The sequence below is a fragment of the Kribbella sp. NPDC048837 genome (assembly GCF_055586945.1).
On sequence record NZ_JBVJHF010000002.1, the window covers coordinates 1,494,682 to 1,515,943 of the forward strand.

Genomic DNA, 21,262 nt, shown 5'->3' on the forward strand with positions numbered 1-21,262 from the left:
ATCAGCGGTTCAGGATCCGGCTGACGTCGGTCGGGTTGATCAGGTCGGGGACGGTCCAGCCGTCCAGGTCGTACTCGGCGAGCATGGTCTCGGCGAAGCCCTTCATCGCCGCGGTCTCGCCCTGCGCCTCGGCGGCGAACAGGATCTCGGCCTTCACGTTCTCGTGGTTGCCCGAGTAGTTGCGTTCGTACAGCTCGTGCCGGCCGCCGAACTCGGTGCCGACCGAATCCCAGAGCGCCTTCATCAGCTTGGTCCGCTCGACCGCGTCGTACCCGTTGGACCCACGCACGAAGCGGTCCAGGTACGGGCGTACTTCGGGGGTCTTGAAGTCGATCGCGTTGGAGTTGAGGTAGATCAGCCCGGAGGCCACGTCCTGCTGGATGATCTCCTTCACCCGCGGGTAGCCGGTGATCATGAACTGCCGGTAGATCAGGCCGTAGTCGAGCTTCGGCAGCACGGTCCCGTTCGGGCCCGGGTCCGGGTTCAGCGCCATCGCGTCGGCCATGCAGCGGAACAGGTTCCGCCAGCCGATCACTTCACCGACCCGGGTCTGGACGCCGCGGAAGTCCTTGCTGCCCGTGCATTCGAGGGCCTTGAGCAACAATCCGGCGATGAAGTCGAGCTTCACCGAGAGCCGGATGCAGCCGTGGAAGGTGAACCGCGGGATGAACCCGGACTGCGGGAAGAACCCGTTGATCTTGTCGACGTCGCCGTACAGGAAGATGTTCTCCCACGGCACCAGCACCTTGTCGAAGACGAAGATGGTGTCGTTCTCGTCGAGCCGGCTGGACAGCGGGTAGTCGAACGGGCTGCCCATCACGTCGGCCTGCATGGTGTACGACGGCCGGCAGATGAGCTTCACACCAGGGGAGCTCATCGGGACCGTGCAGATCAGCGCGTACTCCTTCTTCTTGATCGGCAGCCCGTAGTGCGCGATGAAGTTGTAGTTGGTGATCGCCGAGCCGGTGGCGACCACCTTCGCGCCGGACACGATCACGCCGGCGTCGGTCTCCTTCTCGACTCGCATGAAGATGTCGCCGGCCTCGTCGGGCGGCAGGTTGCGGTCGACCGGCGGGTTGATGATCGCGTGGTTCCAGTACAGGACCTTCTCCTGCGACTCCTTGTACCAGCGCTTCGCGTTCTCCTCGTACGGCGCGTAGAAGTCGGTGTTGCCGCCGAGCGTGCCGAGGAAGCTGGCCTTGTAGTCGGGGCTGCGGCCCATCCAGCCCCAGGTCTGGCGGGCCCAGTGCTCGATCGCGATCCGGTCCTTCTGCAGATCCGCGGAGCTGTGCGGGGTGCGGAAGAACGGGTGCGTGTACCCGCCGTTGCCGGTGTCGGTCGGGACGGTGATCTTGTCCTTGGTCGCAGGGTCGTGCAGCGCGTCGTACAAGCGTGCCGTCATCCGGGCCGGGTTGCGGAACGCCGGGTGCTCGGTGACGTCCTTGACGCGTTCGCCGTAGATCCAGATCTCGCGGTCGTCGCGGATCGAGTCGAGGTACTCCGCACCCGTCATCGGGCGCTTCGTCGTGGTCCGGGGCTCGACTGTGGTGGTCATCGAAAGTCCTTTCAGGCCAGGGCAAGCGGGGTGAAGACCGCGGCGGCGTCGAACCAGCCGCGCTCGGGGCAGTCCAGTGATCCCGACCAATGGGTCTCGACCGGACCGAGGTAGCGGAACCGGCCGCCGTGGAAGAGCAGCGGGTCCCGGGCGGTGATCCCGACCGCGTCCACCTCGCCGATCACGATGAGGTGGTCGCCGCCGTCGTACGTCCGCCACGGCCGGCACGAGATCGTCGTGGCCGCACCCTCGAGCAGCGGAGCGAGGGGACCGTCGACCCAGCCGGGCGCGCGGTCCGCGGGACGCCCGGCGAAGTGCCAGGCGACGTCGAGCTGGTCATGGGCGAGCACGTTGATCGCGAACGGCTTGCCGTCCAGGTACTGGCACGCCTTCGCGGTGCGGTTCAGCGTGACCTGGGCGAGCGCCGGCTCCAGCGAGACGGCGGTGAAGGCGTTGACGGTGGCGCCGTGCGGACGGCCTTCGTCGCTCGTGCACGTCACCACGGTGACGCCGGTGGCGAACTGGCCGAACGCGTTGCGGAGCTCTCGCGGGTCCATCTGCGGTAACCTCCTGGGGTGTACGCTCTGCGTACAGCTCGTACGCTTGGCGTACGACAAGACCATGGAGTCCGGCCGGGCGACTGTCAAGAGCTCAACAACTTTTCGTGGAGGAGAATGACCCGCATGACTGGGGAGGGGAGCGAGCGCGACTACGTGCAGAGCATCGAGCGCGGATTCGCCGTACTGCTCGCGTTCGACGCCGATCGGCCGAACCCGACGCTGGCCGAGCTGGCGTCGGCGACCGGCCTGTCGCGGCCTGCCGTCCGCCGGATCCTGCTGACGCTGCAACGGCTCGGGTACGTCGCGGCGACGGGCAGCCGGTGGACGCTGACGCCACGGGTCCTGACGATCGGCCAGCACTACGCGGCGACGCACGGCTTCGTGGAGACCGCCCAGCCGCATCTGCTCCGGCTCGCGGAGGCGACCCAGGAGTCCGCGTCGCTGGCGCAGCTCGACGGCACCGAGGTCGTGTACGTCGCCCGCGTCCAGGTGCGCCGGATCATGAGTGTCTCCGTCGACGTGGGCAGCCGGGTCCCGGCGCACGCGACGTCGATGGGCCGGGTGCTGACCGCGTGGGCGGACGCGTCGGTCGTCGACGCGGTCATCGGGGCCGGACTGCGGCGCCTCGCGCAACGCACCATCACGGATCCGACGAAGTACCGCGATGCGCTGCACCAGGTCCGGAAGGACGGGTACGCCGTGGTCGAGTCGGAGCTCGAGGACGGGCTGCTGTCCGCGGCGGTCCCGGTCCGCTCACCGGATGGCGGCGTACTCGCGGCGCTCGCCTACTCCTCGACCGTGGGGCGGATGACGGCGGAGCAGATCGTCGAGAAGATCGTCCCGCTCATGCAGGACACCGCGGCCGCGATCGCGGAGGACCTCCGCCTGCTCGGCGGGGTCCGCCGGCTCGGCGCGGCACCGCGCGACGGGTTCTTCTAGACCGAAGCCGTCAGGACGGCCAAGGCCCGCATCAGGTGCGGAGCCTGGTCGTCGGCCCGGGTCGCCGCAGCCAGCTCGACGGACGCCTTCCCGGCCAGCGCGCGGTACGTCACGCCAGGCACCAACAGCTCGGCCACCGGCGCGGGCACCACGGCGATCCCCAGCCCGGCCGCGACGAAGGTCACCAGCGTCGACGTCTCGGCGACCTCGTGCCTGATCCGCGGCTCGAAGCCCGCCTCCCGGCAGCGCGCGAGCACGGTGTCGTGCATGACCGACCGCCCACCGCCGGCGTGGATGACGAAGTCCTCGCCGGCCAGATCCTTCAGCCGCAGGCGTTCCCGCGCGGCGAGGTGATGTCCGTCGGGGAGCGCGACGATGAGCCGATCGGCCCGCAGCACCTGGAGCCGCAGCGCCTCCTCGTCGACCGGCGGGCGGAGCAGACCGAGGTCGATCCGCCCGGCCAGCAGTGCGCCGACCTGGTCGGGGGCGAGCATCTCGCCCTGGACCGAGACCTCGACGTCCGGAAGCTCGTCGCGCAACGTCCGCACGAGCTGCGGCAGCAGGCTGTACGTCGCCGAGCCGACGCACCCGATCACGAGTCGTCCCTGCAGCCCGGCCGCGACCCGCTGCGCCTCGCCCGCGGCCGATGCGACGGCGGCGATGATCTGGCGGGCCCGCACCAGGTAGGCCTCACCGGCGGCGGTGAGCTCGACGCGTCGCGTCGTACGCCGGAGCAACTGCACGCCGAGCTCGGTCTCCAGCCGGCGGATCTGCTGGGACAGCGGCGGCTGGGCCATGTGCAGCCGTGCCGCGGCGCGCCCGAAGTGCCGCTCCTCGGCGACGGCGACGAAGTACCGCAGATGGCGCAGTTCCACGATTCATACTCGCAGAGTCTCGATCGAGCGTAAATGAGTATTTCTCCATATGGGTCTTCCCGGCCTACCGTCGAGGGCATGAGCGACGTGGTGATCTGTGAGCCGATCCGTACTCCGGTGGGACGCTTCGGCGGCGCGCTGGCGGCGCTGTCCGCGGCCGACCTGGCCACCGCCGCGCTCACCGAACTGGTCCGCCGGACCGGCCTGCGCGAAGGTGATGTCGACGACGTCGTCCTCGGCCAGTGCTACCCGAACGGCGAAGCCCCGGCGATCGGCCGGGTCGCCGCACTCGACGCCGGACTCGGTACGGCGGTGCCCGGCCTGCAGATCGACCGCCGCTGCGGCTCGGGCCTGCAAGCCGTGCTCTCCGCGGCCGGCATGGTCGCCACCGGCGCGGCCGGACTGGTTGTTGCCGGAGGCACCGAATCCATGTCGCAGGTCGAGCACTACGCCCTCGGCCTGCGCACCGGCGTGCGCGGTGGTGTCGAGCTGCACGACCGGCTCATCCGCGCCCGCGAGACCGCGGGCGGCAAGTACCATCCGGTCCCGGGCGGCATGGTCGAGACGGCCGAGAACGTACGCCGCGAGTACGGGATCTCGCGCGCGGAGCAGGACGAGTTCGCACTCCGGTCCCATCAACGCGCCGTGGCCGCCCAGGCCGAGGGCCGTTTCGCCGACGAACTCGTCCCGCTCGAGGTGCCGGGCCGGCGCGGCAGCACGCTGGTGACCGCCGACGAGCATCCTCGACCGGACACCACCCTCGAAAGCCTGGCCGGGCTGCGGCCCGTCATGCTCAAGACCGACCCCGATGCCACCGTGACCGCCGGCAACGCGAGCGGCCAGAACGACGGCGCCGCCGTCTGCGTCGTCACCACCCGGGACGAGGCTGAACGCCGCGGTCTCCGCCCAATCGTCGCCCTGCGCTCCTGGGCGGTCGCCGGCGTGGGACCCGAGGTGATGGGCATCGGTCCCGTCCCCGCCACCGCCGCGGCCCTCGCCCGGGCCGGACTCACCCTCGACGACCTCGACCTGATCGAGCTCAACGAGGCCTTCGCCGCCCAGGTCCTGGCCTGCCTGCGCGAGTGGAAGATCGACCCTGTCGACCAGCGCCTGAACCCCAACGGCTCCGGCATCTCCCTCGGGCATCCGCTCGGTGCGACCGGCGCGCGAATCCTGGCCACGCTGGCCCACGAGCTCCACCGCCGCGAAGGCCGCTACGCCTTGGAGACCATCTGCATCGGCGGCGGCCAGGGCATCGCGGCCGTCTTCGAGGCGGTCCGATGACGACGGTCGCCCACACTGTCAGCGGTCGGCCCGATGGGCCGGCTGTGCTCCTGGCCAACTCGCTCGGCTCGACCTGGGAGATGTGGGATGTCAACCTCGCCGAGTGGGAGGAGCGGTTCCGCGTCATCAGGTTCGACACCCGCGGCCACGGCCGGTCCCCGGTACCGCCCGGGCCGTACACCATCGACGACCTCGCCGACGACGTCGTCGTACTTCTCGATGACCTCGGTGTCGCGCGGGCGCACCTCGTCGGGCTCTCGCTCGGCGGCATGACCGGCCTGCGCCTGGCGGCTCGCAATCCCGATCGCGTCGATCGGCTCGTGGTGCTGTGCACCGGCGCCCGGCTCGATCCGCCCTCACTCTGGACCGACCGCGCCGAGCTCGTCCGCGCGAAGGGTACGGCGGCCGTCGCGGAAGCCGCCGTACAACGCTGGTTCACGCCGGCCTGGCTGGCCGAGCATCCGCAGGTCCGCGCGGAGTCCGAGCGGATGGTCGCGTCGATCCCGGCCGAGGGGTACGCCGCCTGCTGCGAGGTGATCGCGACGATGGACCTGATCGACGACCTGCCGGCGATCACCGCGCCGACGCTCGCGATCGCCGGGGCCGACGACCCGGCCACGCCGCCGTGGCAGCTCGAGCGCATCGCCAACTCAGTTGCCAACGGCAAGCTTCTCGTCGTACCGGACGCCGCCCACCTGGCCGCGGCCCAACGACCCGATCTGGTGACGCCGGCCGTCGTCGCCCACCTTCAGGAGGATGCGGCATGAGTGTGGACAAGGTCGTCGCGACGCCCGCCGACGCGGTCGCCGACCTCCCCGACGGAACCAGCCTGGCGGTCGGGGGCTTCGGGCTCGCCGGCATCCCGTGGTTCCTGATCGAGGCGCTGCTCGAGCAAGGCGCCCGGGATCTGACCGTGGTGTCGAACAACTGCGGGGTCGACGGTGCCGGTCTCGGGTTGCTGCTCGAGCAAGGCCGGATCAGCCGCGTGATCGCGTCGTACGTCGGGGAGAACAAGGAGTTCGCCCGGCAGTACCTGGCCGGCGAACTGCATGTCGAGCTGACACCGCAGGGCACGCTGGCCGAGCGGCTGCGCGCCGGCGGTTCGGGCATCGGCGCGTTCTTCACCCCGACCGGGGTCGGGACATTGGTCGCCGAGGGCGGCCTGCCGTGGCGCTACGGGCCCGACGGAACAGTGGCGGTGGCCTCGCCGGCCAAGGAGGTCCGGACGATCCAGGGCCGCGAGATGGTCCTCGAGGAGGCCATCGTCACCGACGTCGCGCTGGTCCGGGCCGCGGTCGCCGACCGGGCCGGCAACTGTGTCTTCCACGCGGCCGCGCGCAACTTCAACCCCGTGGCGGCGATGGCCGGCCGGCTGACGATCGTCGAGGCCGAAGCGGTCGTCGATGTCGGCGTGCTGAAACCCGACGAGATCCACCTGCCCGGCGTCTTCGTGCAGCGCGTCGTACCGCTCACCCCTGAGCAGGCCGCGCGGAAGAGCATCGAGAAGCGCACCACGCGACCACGGTCGGAGGCCTGACATGCCGTGGTCCCGCGACGAGATGGCGGCCCGCGCGGCCGCCGAGCTCTCCGACGGCGAGTACGTGAATCTCGGCATCGGCCTGCCGACCCTCGTCCCCGGCCACCTGCCCGCCGGATCGGCCGTCACCCTGCAGGCCGAGAACGGCATCCTCGGCGTCGGGCCCTTCCCGTACGAGGACGAGGTCGACCCGGACCTGATCGACGCCGGCAAGCAGACCGTCACGGTCGTGCCGGGAGCGTCGTACTTCGACTCCGCGACCAGTTTCGCGATGATCCGCGGCGGTCATGTCGACGTCGCGATCCTCGGCGGCATGCAGGTCTCGCGGTACGGCGACCTCGCGAACTGGATGGTTCCCGGCGCCATGGTCAAGGGCATGGGCGGCGCGATGGACCTGGTCAGCGGTGCGCGCCGGGTGATCGTGCTGATGGAGCATCGCACCCGGGCCGGCGAACCCAAGCTCGTCGACACCTGCACCCTCCCGCTGACCGGCCGCCGCGTCGTCGACCGGGTGATCACCGATCTCGCCGTACTCGACGTGGTGGGCGACTCCTTCCACCTGGTCGAGCTCGCCCCGGGAGTCACGGTCGACGACGTCGTCCGGGCCACCGCCGCCCCTCTGACGGTGGCCGAGCGCGCGGTCAGCGGGTGATCGTGGTGGTGGTGGTTGCGGCTGGGGGGTCGGGGTTCAGGTTGCCGGCTTGGATGATGATGAGGTTCACGGCGACGGTCAGGACGAAGGCGGCGGCCACGACTCGGTGATCGAGGCTCCACAGGGCCAGGCCGGCCAGGCCGAAGAACGCGACCTTGACGATCGCGGTCACCACCGGGCTGCCGTAGTTCGCGGTCGGTGCGGCGAACAGGCCCCAGACGACAGCGGCGATCACCGGCAGGCCGATCATCAGCAGCACCCGCGGTACGACGCTCTCACCCGCGCGCCAGCCCCACCAGGCGAAGATGCCGAGCCCGGCGAGCTCCACGCCGAAGGCCAGTGCGAGATTCCCCCAGCGCCAGATCTCGTTCATCGTCCCACTCCCTCACATTTCCGAGAGCGGTGCTCTCTCTTGCTTCCAGTGTGGACGATCCGATCGGCAAATGCAAGAGCACTGCTCTCTGAACATGGCACCGCTCTCGGAAGTTGCCGGCACCGGGTGCCGCCGCGACAATGAACCGATGACGGAGACCCCGCGGCAGCGCCGGCACCAGGAGACGATGGCGGGCATCCTCCGGATCGCGCACGAGCAGCTCGCCAGCGAGGGCGCCGCCGGCCTGTCCCTGCGGGCGATCGCGCGCGAGCTCGGCCTGGTCTCGTCGGCGATGTACCGGTACGTGCCGAGCCGCGACGAGCTCCTCACTCTGCTGATCGAGGAGTCGTACAACGCCTTCGGCGACGCCGTGGAGGCAGCAGAGTCCCGCTGCCGCCGCGATGATCCGGGCCGTCGCTGGCTGGCCATCGGACGCGCCGTACGCCGCTGGGCCGTCGCGAACCCGGCCGAATGGGCCCTGCTCTACGGCAGCCCGGTCCCCGGCTATCACGCGCCACCGGAGCGCACAACGGCCGCCGGAAGCCGCGTGCCCTTCCTCCTGCTCGCCCTGCTCGCCGACGCAGACCTCAGGCCGACCCCCGACGATCCGCCGATGACGACAGCTCTCCACCGCGAGCTGGACCGCCTGCGCCCCGGACTACCCGGCGAGCTGGCACCGGAGGTCCTCGCCCGCGGCCTACTGGCGTACTCCTCGCTGTGCGGCCTGGTGAGCCTCGAACTCTTCGGCCAGTTCACCAACACCGTCACCCAGTTCCCGGGCCACCTGGACCACCAGCTGGCCCGGCTCGGCGCCGTCCTCGGCCTTCCCGACCCCCTCTGAGAAGAGCAGCAGCTCAAAGGCGCATGGTTGGGTCATGGATCTTCACCTGAGCGGTAAGACGGCACTCGTCACCGGTGCCAGCAAGGGCATCGGGCTGGCGACGACACGGGCGCTGCTGGACGAGGGCGTCAAGGTCGTCACCGGGTCCCGGACGGTCGGCGGCGAACTCGGCGCGTTGCCCGTCGAGGCGGTGGCGATCGACCTCGGTACTGCGGAGGGTCCGGGGCTGCTCGTGGACGAGGCGATCTCGCGGGCCGGTGGTTTCGACATCCTGGTGAACAACGTCGGCGCCGTGCGCCCGCGGCCGGACGGATTCGCCTCGGTCACGGACGAGGACTGGCTCGAGACGCTGACTCTCGACCTGCTGTCGGCGGTGCGGACGACCCGCGCCGCGCTGCCCGTCCTGCTCGAGCGGTCAGGTGCCATCGTCACGGTGTGCTCGGTGAACGCGACGCTGCCGGATCCGCTGGTGGTGGACTACAGCGCCGCCAAGGCCGCGTGCCTCAGCTTCTTCAAGTCGTTGTCCAAGGAACTGGCGCCGCGCGGCGTCCGGGTGAACACGGTCAGCCCCGGACCGGTTGCGACCGATCTGTGGCTGGGTGCCGGCGGTGTCGCCGAAACGGTCGGCGGGGCGGTCGGCGCCCACCCGGGCGACGTCGCGGCTCAGGCCGCCGCGGCTTCCCCGTCGGGCCGCTTCACCCGTCCCGAGGAGGTCGCCGACCTGGTGGTGTTCCTGGCCAGCGACCGGGTCGGCAACCTCGTCGGCGCCGACATCGTCATCGACGGCGGCCTGACCCCCACCATCTGACCGAACCGTGCCATCGGCCTACTCGACCATCACGACGGTGTTGTGCAGACCGCTGGATCCGTTCGGTCGCGGTGCGGCACGGTCCGCGGTCTGCAGGCGTCCTTGGCCGTCGGTGGCCCGGACGGTGAGCTTGTGATTGCCCGGCGTCGCGTTCCACCGGAACGTCCACTGCCGCCAGGTGTCGATGGAGTCCTCGGCCGCGAGCGTCGCGGGCTGCCACGGCCCGTTGTCGACCTGGACCTCGACCTTGGTGATCCCGCGGTGCTGGGCCCAGGCCACCCCGGCCGCGACCGCGGGCCCGGCCTTGATCGTGGCGAAGCCCTTGGGTACGTCGATCCGCGACGCGGTCTTGATCGGCGCCTCGACGTCCCACCCACGGTCGGTCCAGTACGCGCTGAAGTCCGCGAACCGGGTGACCTCGAAGTCGACGATCCATTTGGTCGCCGAGACGTACCCGTACAGCCCCGGCACCACCATCCGCACCGGGAAGCCGTGCTCGAACGGCAACGGCTCGCCGTTCATCGAGACCGCGAACATCGCGTCCCGTCCGTCGGTCAGGGCCGCGATCGGGGTACCGATGGTGAGGCCGTCGACACTCGTCGACTTCACCGCGTCCGCACCCGCGCGCACCCCGGCTTCACGGAGGATCTCCGCGATGGGTACGCCGATCCAGCGGGCGTTCCCGACGTACGGACCGCCGACCTCGTTGGAGACACAGGTCAGCGTGATGTCCCGCTCGATCAGGCGCCGGTCGAGCAGGTCCGCCAGGTTCAGCCGCAGCTCGCGGTCGACCATGCCGTGGACCCGCAACTCCCAGGTCCGCGGGTCGACCTTCGGGACCGTCAGCAGTGTGTCGACCCGGTAGAACGACTTGTTCGGGGTCATGAACCGGCTCACCCCGGCCACCTCCGCGGACACCCCGCTCGGTAGCACACCAGCAGGACTGCCCGGCGCCGGAATCCTCACCGCCCTGCGGGTCGCCTCGTCGACGCCACCCGGCACCAGCCGGGATCCCCCCAGCCCGGCCGCGCCCACCACGCCGAATGCCATCGCCGTCGTCAGGAACCGCCGCCGATCAAACCCTGGTACGCCGGAAGCCGGCTCCGGATCCTCGACACCATCTGCCGAAGACCCCAGGGCTCTGAGGATCAGGATCATCCCGCCGGTGGCGACGATCAGCGTCACCACACCAGGCAGCAACCGTGTGAACGGATCAGCCGCCAGCGTGCGTCCCGTAGCGGCAGCGAGAATCGCCAGTACGCCGAAGCCGACCGTGAGGCCGACCGCCACCCGTGGCCGAGATGCTCCGACAGCACCGGCCGCCAACGCGAACACCACCACGGCCGCCAACACCCCGCCGACGAGAATCGGCTTGTCGGCGGTGCCGAGATTCTTCACCGCCCAGTCCTTGGCCGGACCCGGCGCGAGGTCGATCAGTTGCGTCCCGACCCCGACCACCGGCGACGTGCCACCGGCCAGCGCCGCGGTCAGCTCGCCCAGGCCCAGCCCGGCGACGGCGGCGGCAAGCCCACCCAGCGCGGCGCGGATCCGGCGGTGCCCGACCGAGGCGCGGATCCGCCGGTGCGACATCAGTGACATGACCTTGCTCCTGCATCGTCGAGGACGTGGAGACGGGTCGGTGCCATCGGCAACTGTCGGTCGATGACACCGACCCGGGACTGCGGTCGTCCGGTGCTACCGGTCAGGCGGCCGGCGGCATCAGGACGGAGTCGATCAGGTAGACGGTCGCGTTGGCGGTCTTGACGCCGCCGCAGATGACGTTGGCGCCGTTCACCTTGAGGCTGTCGCCGGATCCGGTGACGGTGACGCTCTGCTTCTCCACGGTCGGGTGCGTGCCGACCACGGCCATCGGGTCGAGCTGACCGGCGACCACGTGGTAGGTCAGGATCTTCGAGAGCAGGGCGTCGTTCGTCTTCAGCGTGTCGATGGTGGCGGCCGGGATCTTCGCGAAGGCCGTGTCGACCGGGGCGAAGACGGTGAACTCGCCGCCGTTGAGGGTCGAGACGAGGTCGACCTTCGGGTTCAGCTTGCCGGAGACCGCGGCGACGAGGGTGGTCAGCAGCGGGTTGCCGGAGGCGGCGGTCGCCACGGGAGCGGCGGCCATGCCGTCGATGGAGCCGGCGCCGTTGGGGTTGGCCTTCGCGTAGTCGGCGCAGCCGGGTCCGACCAGGCCGGCGGCCGCGTTGTCCATGGAGCTGGACGCGGACGGCGTACTGCTGGTGGTCGTCGAGGACGAACCCGAGCTCGCGGAGCTGTTGTCGTCGCTGCTGCCACACGCCGCCGACGCGAGGACGAGGGCCAGAGCAGACGCGGCGAGGCCGGCGCGGACGATCTTTCGTGACATGACGATCTCTTTCCTGGTGAGGGCGTGAGCGGTGTCGCTCACGGCTGACATCCAGGGATTCGGGGCCGTCACACCGGCGGATGGGTCGGATCGGGGAGAGAATTAATTGCTGTCAGCAACAGGCGCGGCGGCGGCGTCCCCTGACCAAGGACGCCGCCGCCGGGCTGGTGCCGGCGGGCTGTCAGCACGCCCGGGCACCACTGCAGAACTTCGGACCGGCCGCCGGTCCGGATGGGTCGACGGCCGGGCCGGGGATCAGGCCCAGGGGTCGAACGGGATGCCGCTGGGCTTGGAGGCGTTGAGGAGGTTGCGGAAACGGTCGTCCTTGTCGGTGATCTTGATCGTGGCGGAGCCGAAGTCGGCGTTCATCAGGATGGTCCGGAGTCCCGTGCTGGGCCAGCCGTTCCAGTCGACGAGCGGCGGGTAGCGCCAGGTGTGGTAGTGGTTCTCCGGCGGTTCGTCGTTGCTGTTGGCCAGCCGGAAGAAGTGCGTACTGGCGCCGTCCTTGTGGTACACGACCTTCGGATGCGACCCGTCGAACCGCACCTGCGACCGGGCATAGGTCACCTGGCTGCTGTGCTGCGTGGTCGTCACGTAGTCGACCTGGTTGGACGCCTGGTTGATCCAGGAGATGACGTGCTCGAAGTCGTGGCGGTGCCCGCCGAGGCTGCTGCCGGGCAGGGCCTGGTCCTTCTCGAAGTAGCTCGCGTAGACGACCGCGCACCAACCGTTGTTGCACTTCGAGCGGGCGTAGGTCTGGCTGTTGTCGAGGTCGGACTGGTCCCGGCAGTTGCCGTTGACGGCACCGGTCGGGTTGAGCCCGGGGTTGAGGGTGCCGTCAGCACCGATGGCCGGGGTGGCGTAGCACCCGTCGCCGTCGTAGTCGTAGGCCGGCGAGAACGACTGCTCGTAGCCACCGGCGTTCTGGGGCAGGGCCGGAGGAGGAGCCGCGTACGCCGCTGCCGCGGAGGTGACCGTCAGCAGCGCGGTGCCGAGTAGTACGCCGAGCCAGCGGCGTCCACGTCGGGGTCTGGGGGACGGGGCGGAGTCGTGATCATTCATGATTCGCTCTTTCACGGGGGCGGGAACGAACGATCACGACGATGACACCCGGACTGCTCTACGGCATATACGTTACGTGTCTACAGATTGACGCTGGGTGAACCTTCCGCTCCGACGCGCGGGTGCCGGACCTCGGTGCCGGTGGCGGCCGGCGAACGGCGCGACTCGCGCAAGACCCGGGCGATCGTCCGGGGACGCAGCAGCGCGGTGGGTGGGTCTGCCAACTGGAGGACCCGGTTGACGGCGCGTGCCACGGGCACCGACACGTGCGCCGCGCGTACGACCAATCGGATGTAGCCGTTGAGCTGGTCGGTCCCCGCGGGCTTCGGCCCGACCGTCGCCGGATGGCCGAAGTCGCCGCCCACGGCGATGCGCCACGGTGCGTCGATGACGCGAGCCGCCCTGCGGTGGAATCGTCGGGGGAGTCCCGGCGAGAGCACTCCGACAGCCTGGGCCACGTCGCCCAGCACAGCGGCCTGCAACGCCGCCGACGACATGCCCTGGCCGTAGATCGGGTCGAAGCTGCACGCCGCATCCCCGAGCGTGACAAGGCCCTCCAGCAAATCCGCCTTCTCGTAGTGCCGTCGCTGACTCGACGCAAACCGGTAAGCCGCGACCTCCGACAAGCGCTCGCAGCGATCGACGAGCTGCGCGATGGCCGGGCTTGGCAGTGACGCGGTGAAGGCACGGACACCCTCGTCGTCCGTGGGTGGTGCATCGCCGTGCACACCGCCGAGCGTCACCTGCCAACGATCGCCCTCGACCGGCAGCACAGATCCGCCCCGGAACGAGCCCGGGTTGTCGATGCAGACGACGAAGGTGCCCTCGAAGTCGCCCGGTGAGCGGCGCATCAGGAAGGACGCGTAGCCGATGTCGATGCCGACCCGACTGACCGGCGGGTCGAGCAGCCCCGAGGTCGAGAGGTCGTGGGCGATGCGTGAGTTGCGCCCGGAGCAGTCGACGACGAGGTCGGCCGTCCGTTCGGCACCGTCCGCCACCACGCCGGTCACCCGGTGATCCTCGACAGCGGCTCGCTGGACCAGTACGCCGTCCTCGATCGTCACACCGGGTACGGCGGCCACCCGGGAGCGTACGACGTACTCCAGCAGTGGTCGTGTCAGGCACAGCACCGGCCGGCCCCAGTCCCCGCGGGCCCGGTAGGCGCCGCCCTGGTGCACCCACGCCCGATGGCCGTCGACGCGGACGGCGCCGCGGGACTCCAACTCGTCCTCGATGCCGGGGAACCAGTCACTCAGCAGGTCCAGCCCGGCCGACAGCAGCAGGTGCAGGTGCCGACCCTGGGGCACGTGGCCGCGCGGTTCCACGGCGTCGGTGAGCTTCTCGCGCTCGAGTACGACGACCGACGCGGCCTGCTGCGCTACGGCGCGTGCGGCGAGCAGCCCGGCCATGCTGCCGCCGACAACAATCACGCGGCCCCCACGCGGCGCTGCCACGGCACACCTCCTACCCCGTCGCTTGCCCCTCAAGGCTAGTGCTCGGCCGAGTCTTCCGGCGTTACCTGTCGCTCACGTCCCGCTGGCGCCTCTTGACCTGGCCAGACCGCGCGGTCGATCGTCGAAAACGAGGCTGCTGATGACGACGCGTGCTGGACCGACTGGTGACGACCGTGTGCTGCGCTACACACGGGTCCTGTCGTTGTGCATCGTGCCGTTCCTCGTCGCGGGGTTCGTGATCCTGTACCTGTTCCCTCACCACACCGCGCGATTGTGGGCGTGGCCGCTCCGCCCGACCATGACTGCGATGGTGCTCGCGTCGGCGTACCTCGGTGGCGCCTACTTCTTCGTGCGGGCTGCGTTCGAACGGCGGTGGCATGTTCTCGCGCCGGGGATGCTGTCGGTCGCGTTGTTCGCATCGCTTCTCGGGGTGGCGACGGTGCTGCACTGGGACAAGTTCACCCATGACAGCGCCGCCTTCTGGATCTGGTCGGCCCTGTACTTCGCCGCGCCGATCCTCGTCCTCGCTGCCTGGCTGGCGAACCGGCGGTACGCCGACCATACGAGGACCGTGGACGACCTGCTCCCACCGTCCGTCCGTGGTGTCGTCGCGGCCGTCGGCGTACTCGCGCTGGTGCAAGGCGCCGCCATGTTCCTCTCACCGTCGACGTTCCTGGACCTGTGGCCGTGGACGCTCACCCCACTGTCCTGCCGAACCCTGGGTGCCGTGTCCTGTCTGGGCGCCGCCGGCATCTGCGTCTGGTACGACGCCCGCTGGTCGACGCTGCAGCGGATGCTCGAGGTCGAGCTGATCATGATCGCCGCCATGCTGCTCGCCGCATTCCGCGCCCGCGACGAGTTCGACCCGTCGAAGCCACTCGCCTGGCCGCTGCTGATCGGCTTCACCCTGCTGTTCTTCGCCTCCCTCATCACCTGGTCCCGTCACGCTCGCCCAGCCGTCACCGCCTCAGCCCGGGCCTGAGCTTCAGTACGCGCGCATGGAACACCGTGTCGCGGGCACCAGGTAGCGATCACCGGAACTCTTGAAGGGACAGGTCGATGGGTGTCGGAGACAAGATGAAGAACGCCGCGGAGGCGGCCAAGGGCAAGCTCAAGGAGAAGACCGGAGACGCGACCGACGATCGCGACCTGCAGGCCGAGGGCCGGGCGGATCAGACCGAAGCCGACCTGAAGCAGGCCGGCGAGAAGGTGAAGGACGCGTTCAAGGACTAGCTCCGCGCCCCAGAAGGCCTGGGTCCCCACTCGCTCGAGTGGGGACCCCGCTGCATCGACAGCTCTGCCGGTGACCGTCGGCTGCCTACCGAGCAGCCAACGCCTTCCGGTGCGTGGCCGTGGTCCTTGGTTGGCTTGTGGTGGTGCTGGGTACGGGGTCGGGATGCTGGTTGCGAAGCGATACAGGTTGGGGCCCTCGCTCGGGCGGGGCGGTATGGGGGAGGTCTTTCGCGCTACCGACGAACAGTTGGGCCGTGAGGTCGCGGTCAAGTTGTTGCTGCCGTCCCATCAGGGCGCGAGAGCGGCCGAGCGGTTCCATCGCGAGGCTCGCGCCGCGGCGAGGGTGAGCGACGCGCACGTCGTCTCCGTCTACGACTTCGGCGATCACGCCGATGGATTCTTCCTGGTGATGGAGCTGGTCGAGGGCCGGACGGTCGCGGAGGAGCTCGCCGAGCACGGACCAGTGCCGAAGGACCGTGCGATCGACATCGTCGAACAGGCCGCAGCCGGCCTGGCCGCGGCGCATGCGCAGGACGTCGTACACCGAGACGTGAAGCCGGGCAACCTGCTGATCGCCACCGACGGGACCGTCAAGGTCGCGGACTTCGGTATCGCGCACCTTCCAGGAGAAGGAACGACGACGCTGACGGCGGCCGGTCAGATCATCGGCAGCATGCACTACCTCGCTCCCGAGCGAGCGAGAGGCGCGCAGGCCGGCACGCCGGCGGATGTGTACGCGCTGGGTTGCGTGCTCTACCAACTGGTCACCGGTCAGCCGCCGTTCACGGCGGAACATCCGACCGCGATTCTCTACCAGCACGTCGACACCGCACCGGCACCTCCGAGCCTCATCCGCCCCGAACTCGGAGGACCGTTCGAGAACGTACTGCTCCGGATGCTCGCCAAGGAGGCCGCCGACCGTCCGATCGCCGCCGAGATCGTGGCCGGCGCCTTGCGCACCCAGCGACCTGCAGTTGTTGCTGCGGTTCCGACCACCGAGCAAGAGATCAGCGATGTCGAGGCCCCGGAGCCCAGCCGGATCCGGACCAAGGCCTTGCTGGCGGGAACGATCGCCGTCATCGCGGCGGCGGCCGCTGTGGGAGCCGGAGTCCTGCTCAACGGCAACGAGAACAGGTTGCCTCCGACAACCGAAGTCGGCCCCCGAACGAGTGAAAGCACGCCGGGCCCGAAACCCGCCGCGACAAAGTCTGGCCCGACGACCGGTCGGACCCGGCCTGGTGCGACGAACCCGACCACGTCAGCTCAACCGTCGCGAAGCCCCTCTCAGCAAGCAACGCCAAGCACCCCTCCGCCCGCCACCTCCTCGACCGGTACTCCGTCGCCGGCCACGACGTCCCCCAGCCCGTCCACCGGAAGCAGCGCCACGCCGAGCGTCCCTACTCAGGGAACGCCCTCGTCCAGCCCGTCGTCCTCGAGCGCCCCGCCAACCGGCACTCCCGAAACGACCGCGCCGGCAACGACATCCCCGTCACCAGACGCCCAGGGCAACGAGCCGCTGTCATCGGACTAACGCCTGGACAACCGAGCCGACCCACGCACGCCTCGGCACCCTCGACTATGCACTCCATCTGACCTGAGGTGCCTAAGTCCTCTGCGCGTTGTGTCAACCGAGGCCCTTGCGCCCGGCCTTCTTCTTGTGAGCCGTCGTGCCATCTCCGCTGTCGACCTCGGTTCGCTCGGCGTTGCGGTTCTGACTGGCCTGCCGGGCTTCGTCCGTACGCGTGCCGATCTCCGAGATGCGGTCTGCCAGCGCTGGATGGGCCTCGGACAGGTGAGGGTGGGCCGCCGCGAGGGGGGCCAGCAATGTGGCGGAGTCGTTGTCGGCGAGCGCGTCGTGGACAGCGTCGACACTCGCCTGGGTGCGCGCATCCAGTCCGTCGAGTCCGGCGACCTGCCCGGCCACCCGGCGGAGGTCCGCGGCGTTGTCGCGTGCCCACACCGCGACGGCACGGTCGCCCGCCCGCTGGTCCCGGGCGGCCTGGACTCGCTGCTCCCGATTCAACCCCGGCTCGGACGGGCGCGGGTTTAGCCGAAGGTAGCGCCGCTCGGCAGCCTGCCGGCTGGTCACTCCCAGCGCCGGTGCCAGTTGTGCCCAGCTGACTCCGGCGGCGCGGGCAGCCTCGATCAGCTGCGGTTCCCATTCGTTCAGCCGATCCCGCAGAGCGCGCAAGCGGTTCAGGGCCTCGATGCGTTCGCCGGCCGAGGGTGCGGCCTCCGTCCCGGGGACGCTCGGGGCGGAGGCCAGCTTCTGAAGCACGTCGGTCAGATACTGCAGTGCGTCCGCCGGGTCCGTTGGCATCCGCACTCCTGTGTCCGGGGTCGACGGCGCGTCAAGTCGACGGGCTGTCATCACGCAGCATGAGCCTACAATGTCATCGGTCCGTTGACAAGGCTGTTGTCACCCATCCGTTGACGAACCGGTTGATGCGGCGCGCGGGCTGCTGCTTTCAGTGGGGTTCGGGGTGCAGAGTGGGGGTGAGTACACGCCAGTTGAGGACCGGCCAGCCAGGAGAGCCCGATGAGTGTCGAGCTGAACCACACGATCGTGCACGTGAAGGACCGGTGGGCCGCGGCGCGCGATGTCGCCGAGGTGCTCGGTCTGCCGGAGGCGAAAGCGTACGGCCCGTTCGCCGAGCTGAAGTTGGACAACGGGGTGAGCCTGGACTTCATGGACACCGAGGGCGAGATCCACGGCCAGCACTACGCGTTCCTGGTCAGTGAGCAGGAGTTCGACCTGATCCACGGTCGCCTGCGGGACGACGGCCGCCAGTGGTGGGCCGACCCCTTCAAGCGCCAACCGCAAGAGATCAACCACGGGGACGGTGGCCGCGGGCTGTACTGGGAGGGCCCTGACGGGCACTGGCTGGAGATCATCACCCGGCCGTACGGCAGCGGCGGCTGATCTGGGCGCCGTACATGGACAAAACCGATCTACGCATGGGTAGTAGTGATTGGTGGGTACCCGTGTCAGATGACGTCCCCGACCCAGCAGCTCGCGCCTGCTCTCACTATCGATTCTCGCCTCACCGAGATCGAGCGCAGCTTGGACCTGCTGCTCAACATCACGCCGGTCAATGCGGCAGAGGCATGGGCGGACTTCGAACGGGGTGACTTCGGGACCGCCCCCACTCTCCGGCTCAGACCGCTGGACTTCGAGCCGGACATGGTGCGGCGAGACCTCTACAACCTCGACATCGAGAACGTCACCGACCCTGCGCTGCACACACTCTTCCGGGTGAAGCGAGACGAGATAGCACGACAGATCACAGCCCTGGAGGACCGCGACACGTCACGGTTCGTGTACGGATCGCTGCAACTGTACGGCGGGATCGCCCAGCCTCTCGCGTCCGCCGCGGAGCAGCTGCTCGAGACCATCCCGGCCCAAGCTCCCAGCACCCGCAGTGTGACGGCCGGCGCGTTCGCGGCGGCGGCTCGTGCGGAGTTCGATCGCTATCGTGCGGTGTATCCGGACTTCCCACTCGACCTCGAGGTGCGTGACGACATCTCCGAACTGATGGTGTCGTTCGGCCGGCTGCTCATTCCCGAAACCGCCACGATCAGGGCGGACCGCGTCGAGCCCTTGCTGCATCACGAGGTCGGCACCCATGTCGTGACCTACCAGAACGGCGCCAGGCAACCCCTGACGCTGCTGACGATCGGTCTGCCCGGCTACGACGAGACCCAAGAAGGTCTTGCCGTGCTCGCCGAGTACCTGACCGGCGGACTGGACCCGCGACGTCTCCGCGTGCTCGCCGCGCGGGTTGTTGCCATCGGCAACATGCTTGACGGCGCCGGATTCCTGGAGATCTTCGAATCGTTGCGGGAAGACCATCAGCTACCGACGAGGACCGCCTGGTCCATCGCCATCCGGGTCGTCGTCGGCGGCGGTTCGGTGAAGGACGCGATCTACCTGCGGGGGATCACCCGCATCCTCGAAACCCTTGCGGAGGGTGGCAGCCTCGAGGTCCTCTTCGTCGGCAAGCTCGCGGTGGACCACATCCCGTTGATCCAGGAGTTGCTCGACCGCGAGGTGCTCGAAGCACCGTGGGTCCGTCCACGCTGGCTGGACGTGCCCGGCGCCCGGGAGCGTCTCGACAAACTGCGCGCGGGCGCGTCGGTCACCGACCTGTACGAAGGAGATGTGTCGGAATGAGGCTTGCCTTCTTCGTGAACGACGTCGGCACCGAGATCGACGAGTACACGACCACCCGGCTGGCGAGGGCCGCGGCCCAGGGCGGGCATGAGGTCTGGTACGTCGGAGTCGGAGACGTCGAGCTCGGCGAGAGTGACGGGCAGCTGGTGGCCCGGGCGCATGCCGCAGAGTTCGGGAAGGACGACACGCTCGAGACCTTCATGGAGCGCATCAAGGAGCGCGATGCCGAACGGATCGTCATGGAGGACCTCGACGCGTTGTTCCTGCGCAACGAATCGATCGACGATCTGCAGGAGCGGCCGTGGGCGAGCCCGCTGGGTGTGGTTTTCGGCCAGATGCTTCAGGCGCGGGGCGTCACGGTGGTGAACGACCCGAGATCCCTGACCCGCGCAACGAGCAAGCTCTACCTGGGGGAGTTCCCCGAGAAGATCCGCCCCCGATCGCTGGTGACGCGGGACCCGGAGGCGATCGAACGGTTCGCCGGCAAGGTCGGCCACTGCGTCGTCAAGCCTCTGTACGGAGCCAAGGGCCGGAATGTGTTCATGATCCGGGACGAGGGCGAAGCGAACCTCGCCCAGATGACGGAGGCGGTGCTGCAGGACGGCTACGCGGTCGTTCAGGAGTTCGTCGAGGGCGGCGAGGACGGCGATGCCCGGATCTTCCTGCTCGAGGGACGGCTCCTCGAGCGCGACGGACAGCCGGCCGCCTTCCGGCGGCTGCCCACGGGCAACGACCCGCGGGCCAACATCAGCGCGGGCGCACGCTCGGCCCCGCTCGAGATCGGTGCCGCCGAACGCGGCATCATCGACGCGATGAGCGAGAAGCTCGTGGCCGACGGCATGTACTTCGTCGGCATCGACGTGATCGGCGACAAGGTCCTGGAGATCAACGCGGAGAGCCCGGGCGGCATGCAGAGCGTCGAAAGGCTCTACGAGATCGACGTCTGCCCGACCATCATCGAAGCCCTGGAACGCCGAACCTCCTCGGCCCCCTGAGCCGCGGACGGGCCGGACCAGCCGTTCGCCGTCGCCGCACGGGGGTTGACGGCGAGGGGCTTGGGGTGGGCGGCCGGGTGGGCTGAGGTTTCAACCCACCCGGCCTGGCGGTGACTGTCTCGTAGAGCCTCGTCACCGCATGTGGTTCCGGTGCCCAGATCCCAGCGAGAGATTCCTCGCCACGCCGCGCGCGCCGTGAAGGTCGGCGATCGCCTGGCCGATCGCCTTCGGAGACGTCGCAGGTCACCTTGTGGTTGGCGGTCTGGCGTTGCTGGTTGGTCGGATCGTCTTGATCGGTGAGCGGGGCGGGAAGACCCCGGGACCGTAGACGTGGGTCTCGACGATCTCGCCGGAGGCGTCCCGGATGATGTGCTGCGACCGGGCCCAGCGGGCGACCTCGGCTCCGATCGCGACCTGCCGCAGCCGGGGACCGCCGCTGGAGAACGGCTCACAGCCGGGTCGGCGGTTCTTCCACACACCGTTCTGGCAGTATGTCTCGACATCTCGAGTGTCCATCGTCGGCCCCCTCGTGCCTGTGGTTCCTACCCCCAGTAC

23 protein-coding genes are annotated in these 21,262 nt (G+C 69.5%); 13 read left to right on the forward strand and 10 right to left on the reverse strand.

What is annotated here, in order from left to right; genetic code table 11:
- Position 1: 1 nt before the first annotated feature.
- Positions 2 to 1,555: a 4-hydroxyphenylacetate 3-hydroxylase family protein gene (locus ACZ6O0_RS15125; protein WP_465765460.1), complete on the reverse strand. Its 1,554-nt coding sequence runs from the start codon at positions 1,553 to 1,555 to the stop codon at positions 2 to 4.
- Between the two features lie 11 nt (positions 1,556 to 1,566).
- Positions 1,567 to 2,112 carry a flavin reductase family protein gene (locus tag ACZ6O0_RS15130; RefSeq protein WP_465765461.1) on the reverse strand — a complete coding sequence of 182 codons (546 nt, stop codon included), beginning with the start codon at positions 2,110 to 2,112 and terminating at the stop codon, positions 1,567 to 1,569.
- Positions 2,113 to 2,238: 126 nt separating this feature from the next.
- Here ACZ6O0_RS15130 and ACZ6O0_RS15135 point away from each other — a divergent pair, with 126 nt between their 5' ends.
- Positions 2,239 to 3,054: an IclR family transcriptional regulator domain-containing protein gene (locus ACZ6O0_RS15135; RefSeq protein ID WP_465765462.1), complete on the forward strand. Its 816-nt coding sequence runs from the start codon at positions 2,239 to 2,241 to the stop codon at positions 3,052 to 3,054.
- On the opposite strand, the gene ACZ6O0_RS15140 is transcribed toward ACZ6O0_RS15135, so the two are convergent.
- Positions 3,051 to 3,929: a LysR family transcriptional regulator gene (locus tag ACZ6O0_RS15140; RefSeq protein WP_465765463.1), complete on the reverse strand. Its 879-nt coding sequence runs from the start codon at positions 3,927 to 3,929 to the stop codon at positions 3,051 to 3,053. The two genes, ACZ6O0_RS15135 and ACZ6O0_RS15140, sit on opposite strands and share 4 nt — an antisense overlap.
- Before the next feature lie 78 nt (positions 3,930 to 4,007).
- Here ACZ6O0_RS15140 and ACZ6O0_RS15145 point away from each other — a divergent pair, with 78 nt between their 5' ends.
- From ACZ6O0_RS15145 to ACZ6O0_RS15160, 4 genes are read left to right on the forward strand one after another with little or no spacing between them, the layout of a single operon-like run.
- Complete coding sequence (locus ACZ6O0_RS15145) at positions 4,008 to 5,213, forward strand: acetyl-CoA C-acetyltransferase (RefSeq protein ID WP_465765464.1); 1,206 nt, start codon at positions 4,008 to 4,010, stop codon at positions 5,211 to 5,213.
- Positions 5,210 to 5,980: a 3-oxoadipate enol-lactonase gene (gene pcaD, locus ACZ6O0_RS15150; RefSeq protein ID WP_465765465.1), complete on the forward strand. Its 771-nt coding sequence runs from the start codon at positions 5,210 to 5,212 to the stop codon at positions 5,978 to 5,980. Before ACZ6O0_RS15145 ends, pcaD begins: the two co-directional genes overlap by 4 nt.
- Positions 5,977 to 6,750 carry a CoA transferase subunit A gene (locus tag ACZ6O0_RS15155; protein WP_465765466.1) on the forward strand — a complete coding sequence of 258 codons (774 nt, stop codon included), beginning with the start codon at positions 5,977 to 5,979 and terminating at the stop codon, positions 6,748 to 6,750. The genes pcaD and ACZ6O0_RS15155 overlap by 4 nt, the downstream gene beginning before the upstream one ends.
- A gap of 1 nt (position 6,751) precedes the next feature.
- Positions 6,752 to 7,402, forward strand: a complete 651-nt coding sequence (locus ACZ6O0_RS15160; RefSeq protein ID WP_465765467.1) for a CoA transferase subunit B — start codon at positions 6,752 to 6,754, stop codon at positions 7,400 to 7,402.
- Here ACZ6O0_RS15160 and ACZ6O0_RS15165 read toward each other — a convergent pair.
- A complete protein-coding gene (locus tag ACZ6O0_RS15165) occupies positions 7,392 to 7,775 on the reverse strand; it encodes a YrdB family protein (RefSeq protein WP_465765468.1) in 384 nt (127 codons plus the stop codon). The two genes, ACZ6O0_RS15160 and ACZ6O0_RS15165, sit on opposite strands and share 11 nt — an antisense overlap.
- A gap of 148 nt (positions 7,776 to 7,923) precedes the next feature.
- Between ACZ6O0_RS15165 and ACZ6O0_RS15170 the strand changes: the two genes are divergently transcribed.
- On the forward strand, positions 7,924 to 8,616 hold the full coding sequence (locus ACZ6O0_RS15170; protein ID WP_465765469.1) for a TetR/AcrR family transcriptional regulator: 693 nt from the start codon (positions 7,924 to 7,926) through the stop codon (positions 8,614 to 8,616).
- A 34-nt stretch (positions 8,617 to 8,650) separates the two neighbouring features.
- Positions 8,651 to 9,424 (forward strand): SDR family oxidoreductase, encoded by a 774-nt coding sequence (locus tag ACZ6O0_RS15175; RefSeq protein ID WP_465765470.1) that lies wholly within the window; start codon positions 8,651 to 8,653, stop codon positions 9,422 to 9,424.
- An 18-nt stretch (positions 9,425 to 9,442) separates the two neighbouring features.
- Here ACZ6O0_RS15175 and ACZ6O0_RS15180 read toward each other — a convergent pair whose 3' ends face one another.
- From ACZ6O0_RS15180 to ACZ6O0_RS15195, 4 genes are all read right to left on the reverse strand, one after another.
- Positions 9,443 to 11,023 carry a molybdopterin-dependent oxidoreductase gene (locus tag ACZ6O0_RS15180; RefSeq protein WP_465765471.1) on the reverse strand — a complete coding sequence of 527 codons (1,581 nt, stop codon included), beginning with the start codon at positions 11,021 to 11,023 and terminating at the stop codon, positions 9,443 to 9,445.
- A 103-nt stretch (positions 11,024 to 11,126) separates the two neighbouring features.
- Complete coding sequence (locus ACZ6O0_RS15185) at positions 11,127 to 11,789, reverse strand: fasciclin domain-containing protein (RefSeq protein ID WP_465765472.1); 663 nt, start codon at positions 11,787 to 11,789, stop codon at positions 11,127 to 11,129.
- Between the two features lie 255 nt (positions 11,790 to 12,044).
- Complete coding sequence (locus tag ACZ6O0_RS15190) at positions 12,045 to 12,851, reverse strand: NPP1 family protein (protein WP_465765473.1); 807 nt, start codon at positions 12,849 to 12,851, stop codon at positions 12,045 to 12,047.
- A gap of 80 nt (positions 12,852 to 12,931) precedes the next feature.
- Positions 12,932 to 14,305, reverse strand: a complete 1,374-nt coding sequence (locus tag ACZ6O0_RS15195; RefSeq protein ID WP_465765474.1) for an FAD-dependent oxidoreductase — start codon at positions 14,303 to 14,305, stop codon at positions 12,932 to 12,934.
- A 139-nt stretch (positions 14,306 to 14,444) separates the two neighbouring features.
- On the opposite strand from ACZ6O0_RS15195, the gene ACZ6O0_RS15200 reads away from it, so the two are divergent.
- The 3 genes from ACZ6O0_RS15200 to ACZ6O0_RS15210 all read left to right on the forward strand — a co-directional run bounded on the left by ACZ6O0_RS15200 (position 14,445) and on the right by ACZ6O0_RS15210 (position 17,069).
- Positions 14,445 to 15,287: a hypothetical protein gene (locus tag ACZ6O0_RS15200; RefSeq protein WP_465765475.1), complete on the forward strand. Its 843-nt coding sequence runs from the start codon at positions 14,445 to 14,447 to the stop codon at positions 15,285 to 15,287.
- Positions 15,288 to 15,364: 77 nt separating this feature from the next.
- On the forward strand, positions 15,365 to 15,538 hold the full coding sequence (locus tag ACZ6O0_RS15205) for a CsbD family protein (RefSeq protein ID WP_465765476.1): 174 nt from the start codon (positions 15,365 to 15,367) through the stop codon (positions 15,536 to 15,538).
- A 163-nt stretch (positions 15,539 to 15,701) separates the two neighbouring features.
- Positions 15,702 to 17,069 (forward strand): serine/threonine-protein kinase, encoded by a 1,368-nt coding sequence (locus tag ACZ6O0_RS15210; protein WP_465765477.1) that lies wholly within the window; start codon positions 15,702 to 15,704, stop codon positions 17,067 to 17,069.
- Positions 17,070 to 17,162: 93 nt separating this feature from the next.
- On the opposite strand, the gene ACZ6O0_RS15215 is transcribed toward ACZ6O0_RS15210, so the two are convergent.
- Entirely contained in the window at positions 17,163 to 17,858 is a 696-nt protein-coding gene (locus ACZ6O0_RS15215) for a hypothetical protein (protein WP_465765478.1), read from the reverse strand.
- Positions 17,859 to 18,077: 219 nt separating this feature from the next.
- Here ACZ6O0_RS15215 and ACZ6O0_RS15220 point away from each other — a divergent pair, with 219 nt between their 5' ends.
- From ACZ6O0_RS15220 to ACZ6O0_RS15230, 3 genes are all read left to right on the forward strand, one after another.
- Entirely contained in the window at positions 18,078 to 18,461 is a 384-nt protein-coding gene (locus tag ACZ6O0_RS15220) for a VOC family protein (protein ID WP_465765479.1), read from the forward strand.
- Between the two features lie 69 nt (positions 18,462 to 18,530).
- The gene (locus ACZ6O0_RS15225) at positions 18,531 to 19,712 is read left to right on the forward strand and encodes a flavohemoglobin expression-modulating QEGLA motif protein (protein WP_465765480.1); all 1,182 of its coding nucleotides are present in this window, start codon (positions 18,531 to 18,533) and stop codon (positions 19,710 to 19,712) included.
- Positions 19,709 to 20,707 carry an ATP-grasp domain-containing protein gene (locus tag ACZ6O0_RS15230; protein ID WP_465765481.1) on the forward strand — a complete coding sequence of 333 codons (999 nt, stop codon included), beginning with the start codon at positions 19,709 to 19,711 and terminating at the stop codon, positions 20,705 to 20,707. Before ACZ6O0_RS15225 ends, ACZ6O0_RS15230 begins: the two co-directional genes overlap by 4 nt.
- A 243-nt stretch (positions 20,708 to 20,950) precedes the next feature.
- Here the strand turns inward: ACZ6O0_RS15230 and ACZ6O0_RS15235 are convergent, their stop codons facing one another.
- Entirely contained in the window at positions 20,951 to 21,223 is a 273-nt protein-coding gene (locus ACZ6O0_RS15235) for a hypothetical protein (RefSeq protein WP_465765482.1), read from the reverse strand.
- Positions 21,224 to 21,262: the final 39 nt, after the last annotated feature.

Coding starts and splice junctions, on each gene's coding strand:
- pcaD (WP_465765465.1), top strand. CDS start 5,210: ATGACGACGGTCGCCCACACTGTCAGCGGTCGGCCCGATGGGCCGGCT.
- ACZ6O0_RS15135 (WP_465765462.1), top strand. CDS start 2,239: ATGACTGGGGAGGGGAGCGAGCGCGACTACGTGCAGAGCATCGAGCGC.
- ACZ6O0_RS15155 (WP_465765466.1), top strand. CDS start 5,977: ATGAGTGTGGACAAGGTCGTCGCGACGCCCGCCGACGCGGTCGCCGAC.
- ACZ6O0_RS15125 (WP_465765460.1), bottom strand. CDS start 1,555: ATGACCACCACAGTCGAGCCCCGGACCACGACGAAGCGCCCGATGACG.
- ACZ6O0_RS15190 (WP_465765473.1), bottom strand. CDS start 12,851: ATGAATGATCACGACTCCGCCCCGTCCCCCAGACCCCGACGTGGACGC.
- ACZ6O0_RS15175 (WP_465765470.1), top strand. CDS start 8,651: ATGGATCTTCACCTGAGCGGTAAGACGGCACTCGTCACCGGTGCCAGC.
- ACZ6O0_RS15165 (WP_465765468.1), bottom strand. CDS start 7,775: ATGAACGAGATCTGGCGCTGGGGGAATCTCGCACTGGCCTTCGGCGTG.
- ACZ6O0_RS15205 (WP_465765476.1), top strand. CDS start 15,365: ATGGGTGTCGGAGACAAGATGAAGAACGCCGCGGAGGCGGCCAAGGGC.
- ACZ6O0_RS15220 (WP_465765479.1), top strand. CDS start 18,078: ATGAGTGTCGAGCTGAACCACACGATCGTGCACGTGAAGGACCGGTGG.
- ACZ6O0_RS15145 (WP_465765464.1), top strand. CDS start 4,008: ATGAGCGACGTGGTGATCTGTGAGCCGATCCGTACTCCGGTGGGACGC.
- ACZ6O0_RS15170 (WP_465765469.1), top strand. CDS start 7,924: ATGACGGAGACCCCGCGGCAGCGCCGGCACCAGGAGACGATGGCGGGC.
- ACZ6O0_RS15160 (WP_465765467.1), top strand. CDS start 6,752: ATGCCGTGGTCCCGCGACGAGATGGCGGCCCGCGCGGCCGCCGAGCTC.
- ACZ6O0_RS15210 (WP_465765477.1), top strand. CDS start 15,702: ATGCTGGTTGCGAAGCGATACAGGTTGGGGCCCTCGCTCGGGCGGGGC.
- ACZ6O0_RS15235 (WP_465765482.1), bottom strand. CDS start 21,223: ATGGACACTCGAGATGTCGAGACATACTGCCAGAACGGTGTGTGGAAG.
- ACZ6O0_RS15200 (WP_465765475.1), top strand. CDS start 14,445: ATGACGACGCGTGCTGGACCGACTGGTGACGACCGTGTGCTGCGCTAC.
- ACZ6O0_RS15230 (WP_465765481.1), top strand. CDS start 19,709: ATGAGGCTTGCCTTCTTCGTGAACGACGTCGGCACCGAGATCGACGAG.
- ACZ6O0_RS15185 (WP_465765472.1), bottom strand. CDS start 11,789: ATGTCACGAAAGATCGTCCGCGCCGGCCTCGCCGCGTCTGCTCTGGCC.
- ACZ6O0_RS15180 (WP_465765471.1), bottom strand. CDS start 11,023: ATGTCACTGATGTCGCACCGGCGGATCCGCGCCTCGGTCGGGCACCGC.
- ACZ6O0_RS15215 (WP_465765478.1), bottom strand. CDS start 17,858: ATGCCAACGGACCCGGCGGACGCACTGCAGTATCTGACCGACGTGCTT.
- ACZ6O0_RS15225 (WP_465765480.1), top strand. CDS start 18,531: ATGACGTCCCCGACCCAGCAGCTCGCGCCTGCTCTCACTATCGATTCT.
- ACZ6O0_RS15130 (WP_465765461.1), bottom strand. CDS start 2,112: ATGGACCCGCGAGAGCTCCGCAACGCGTTCGGCCAGTTCGCCACCGGC.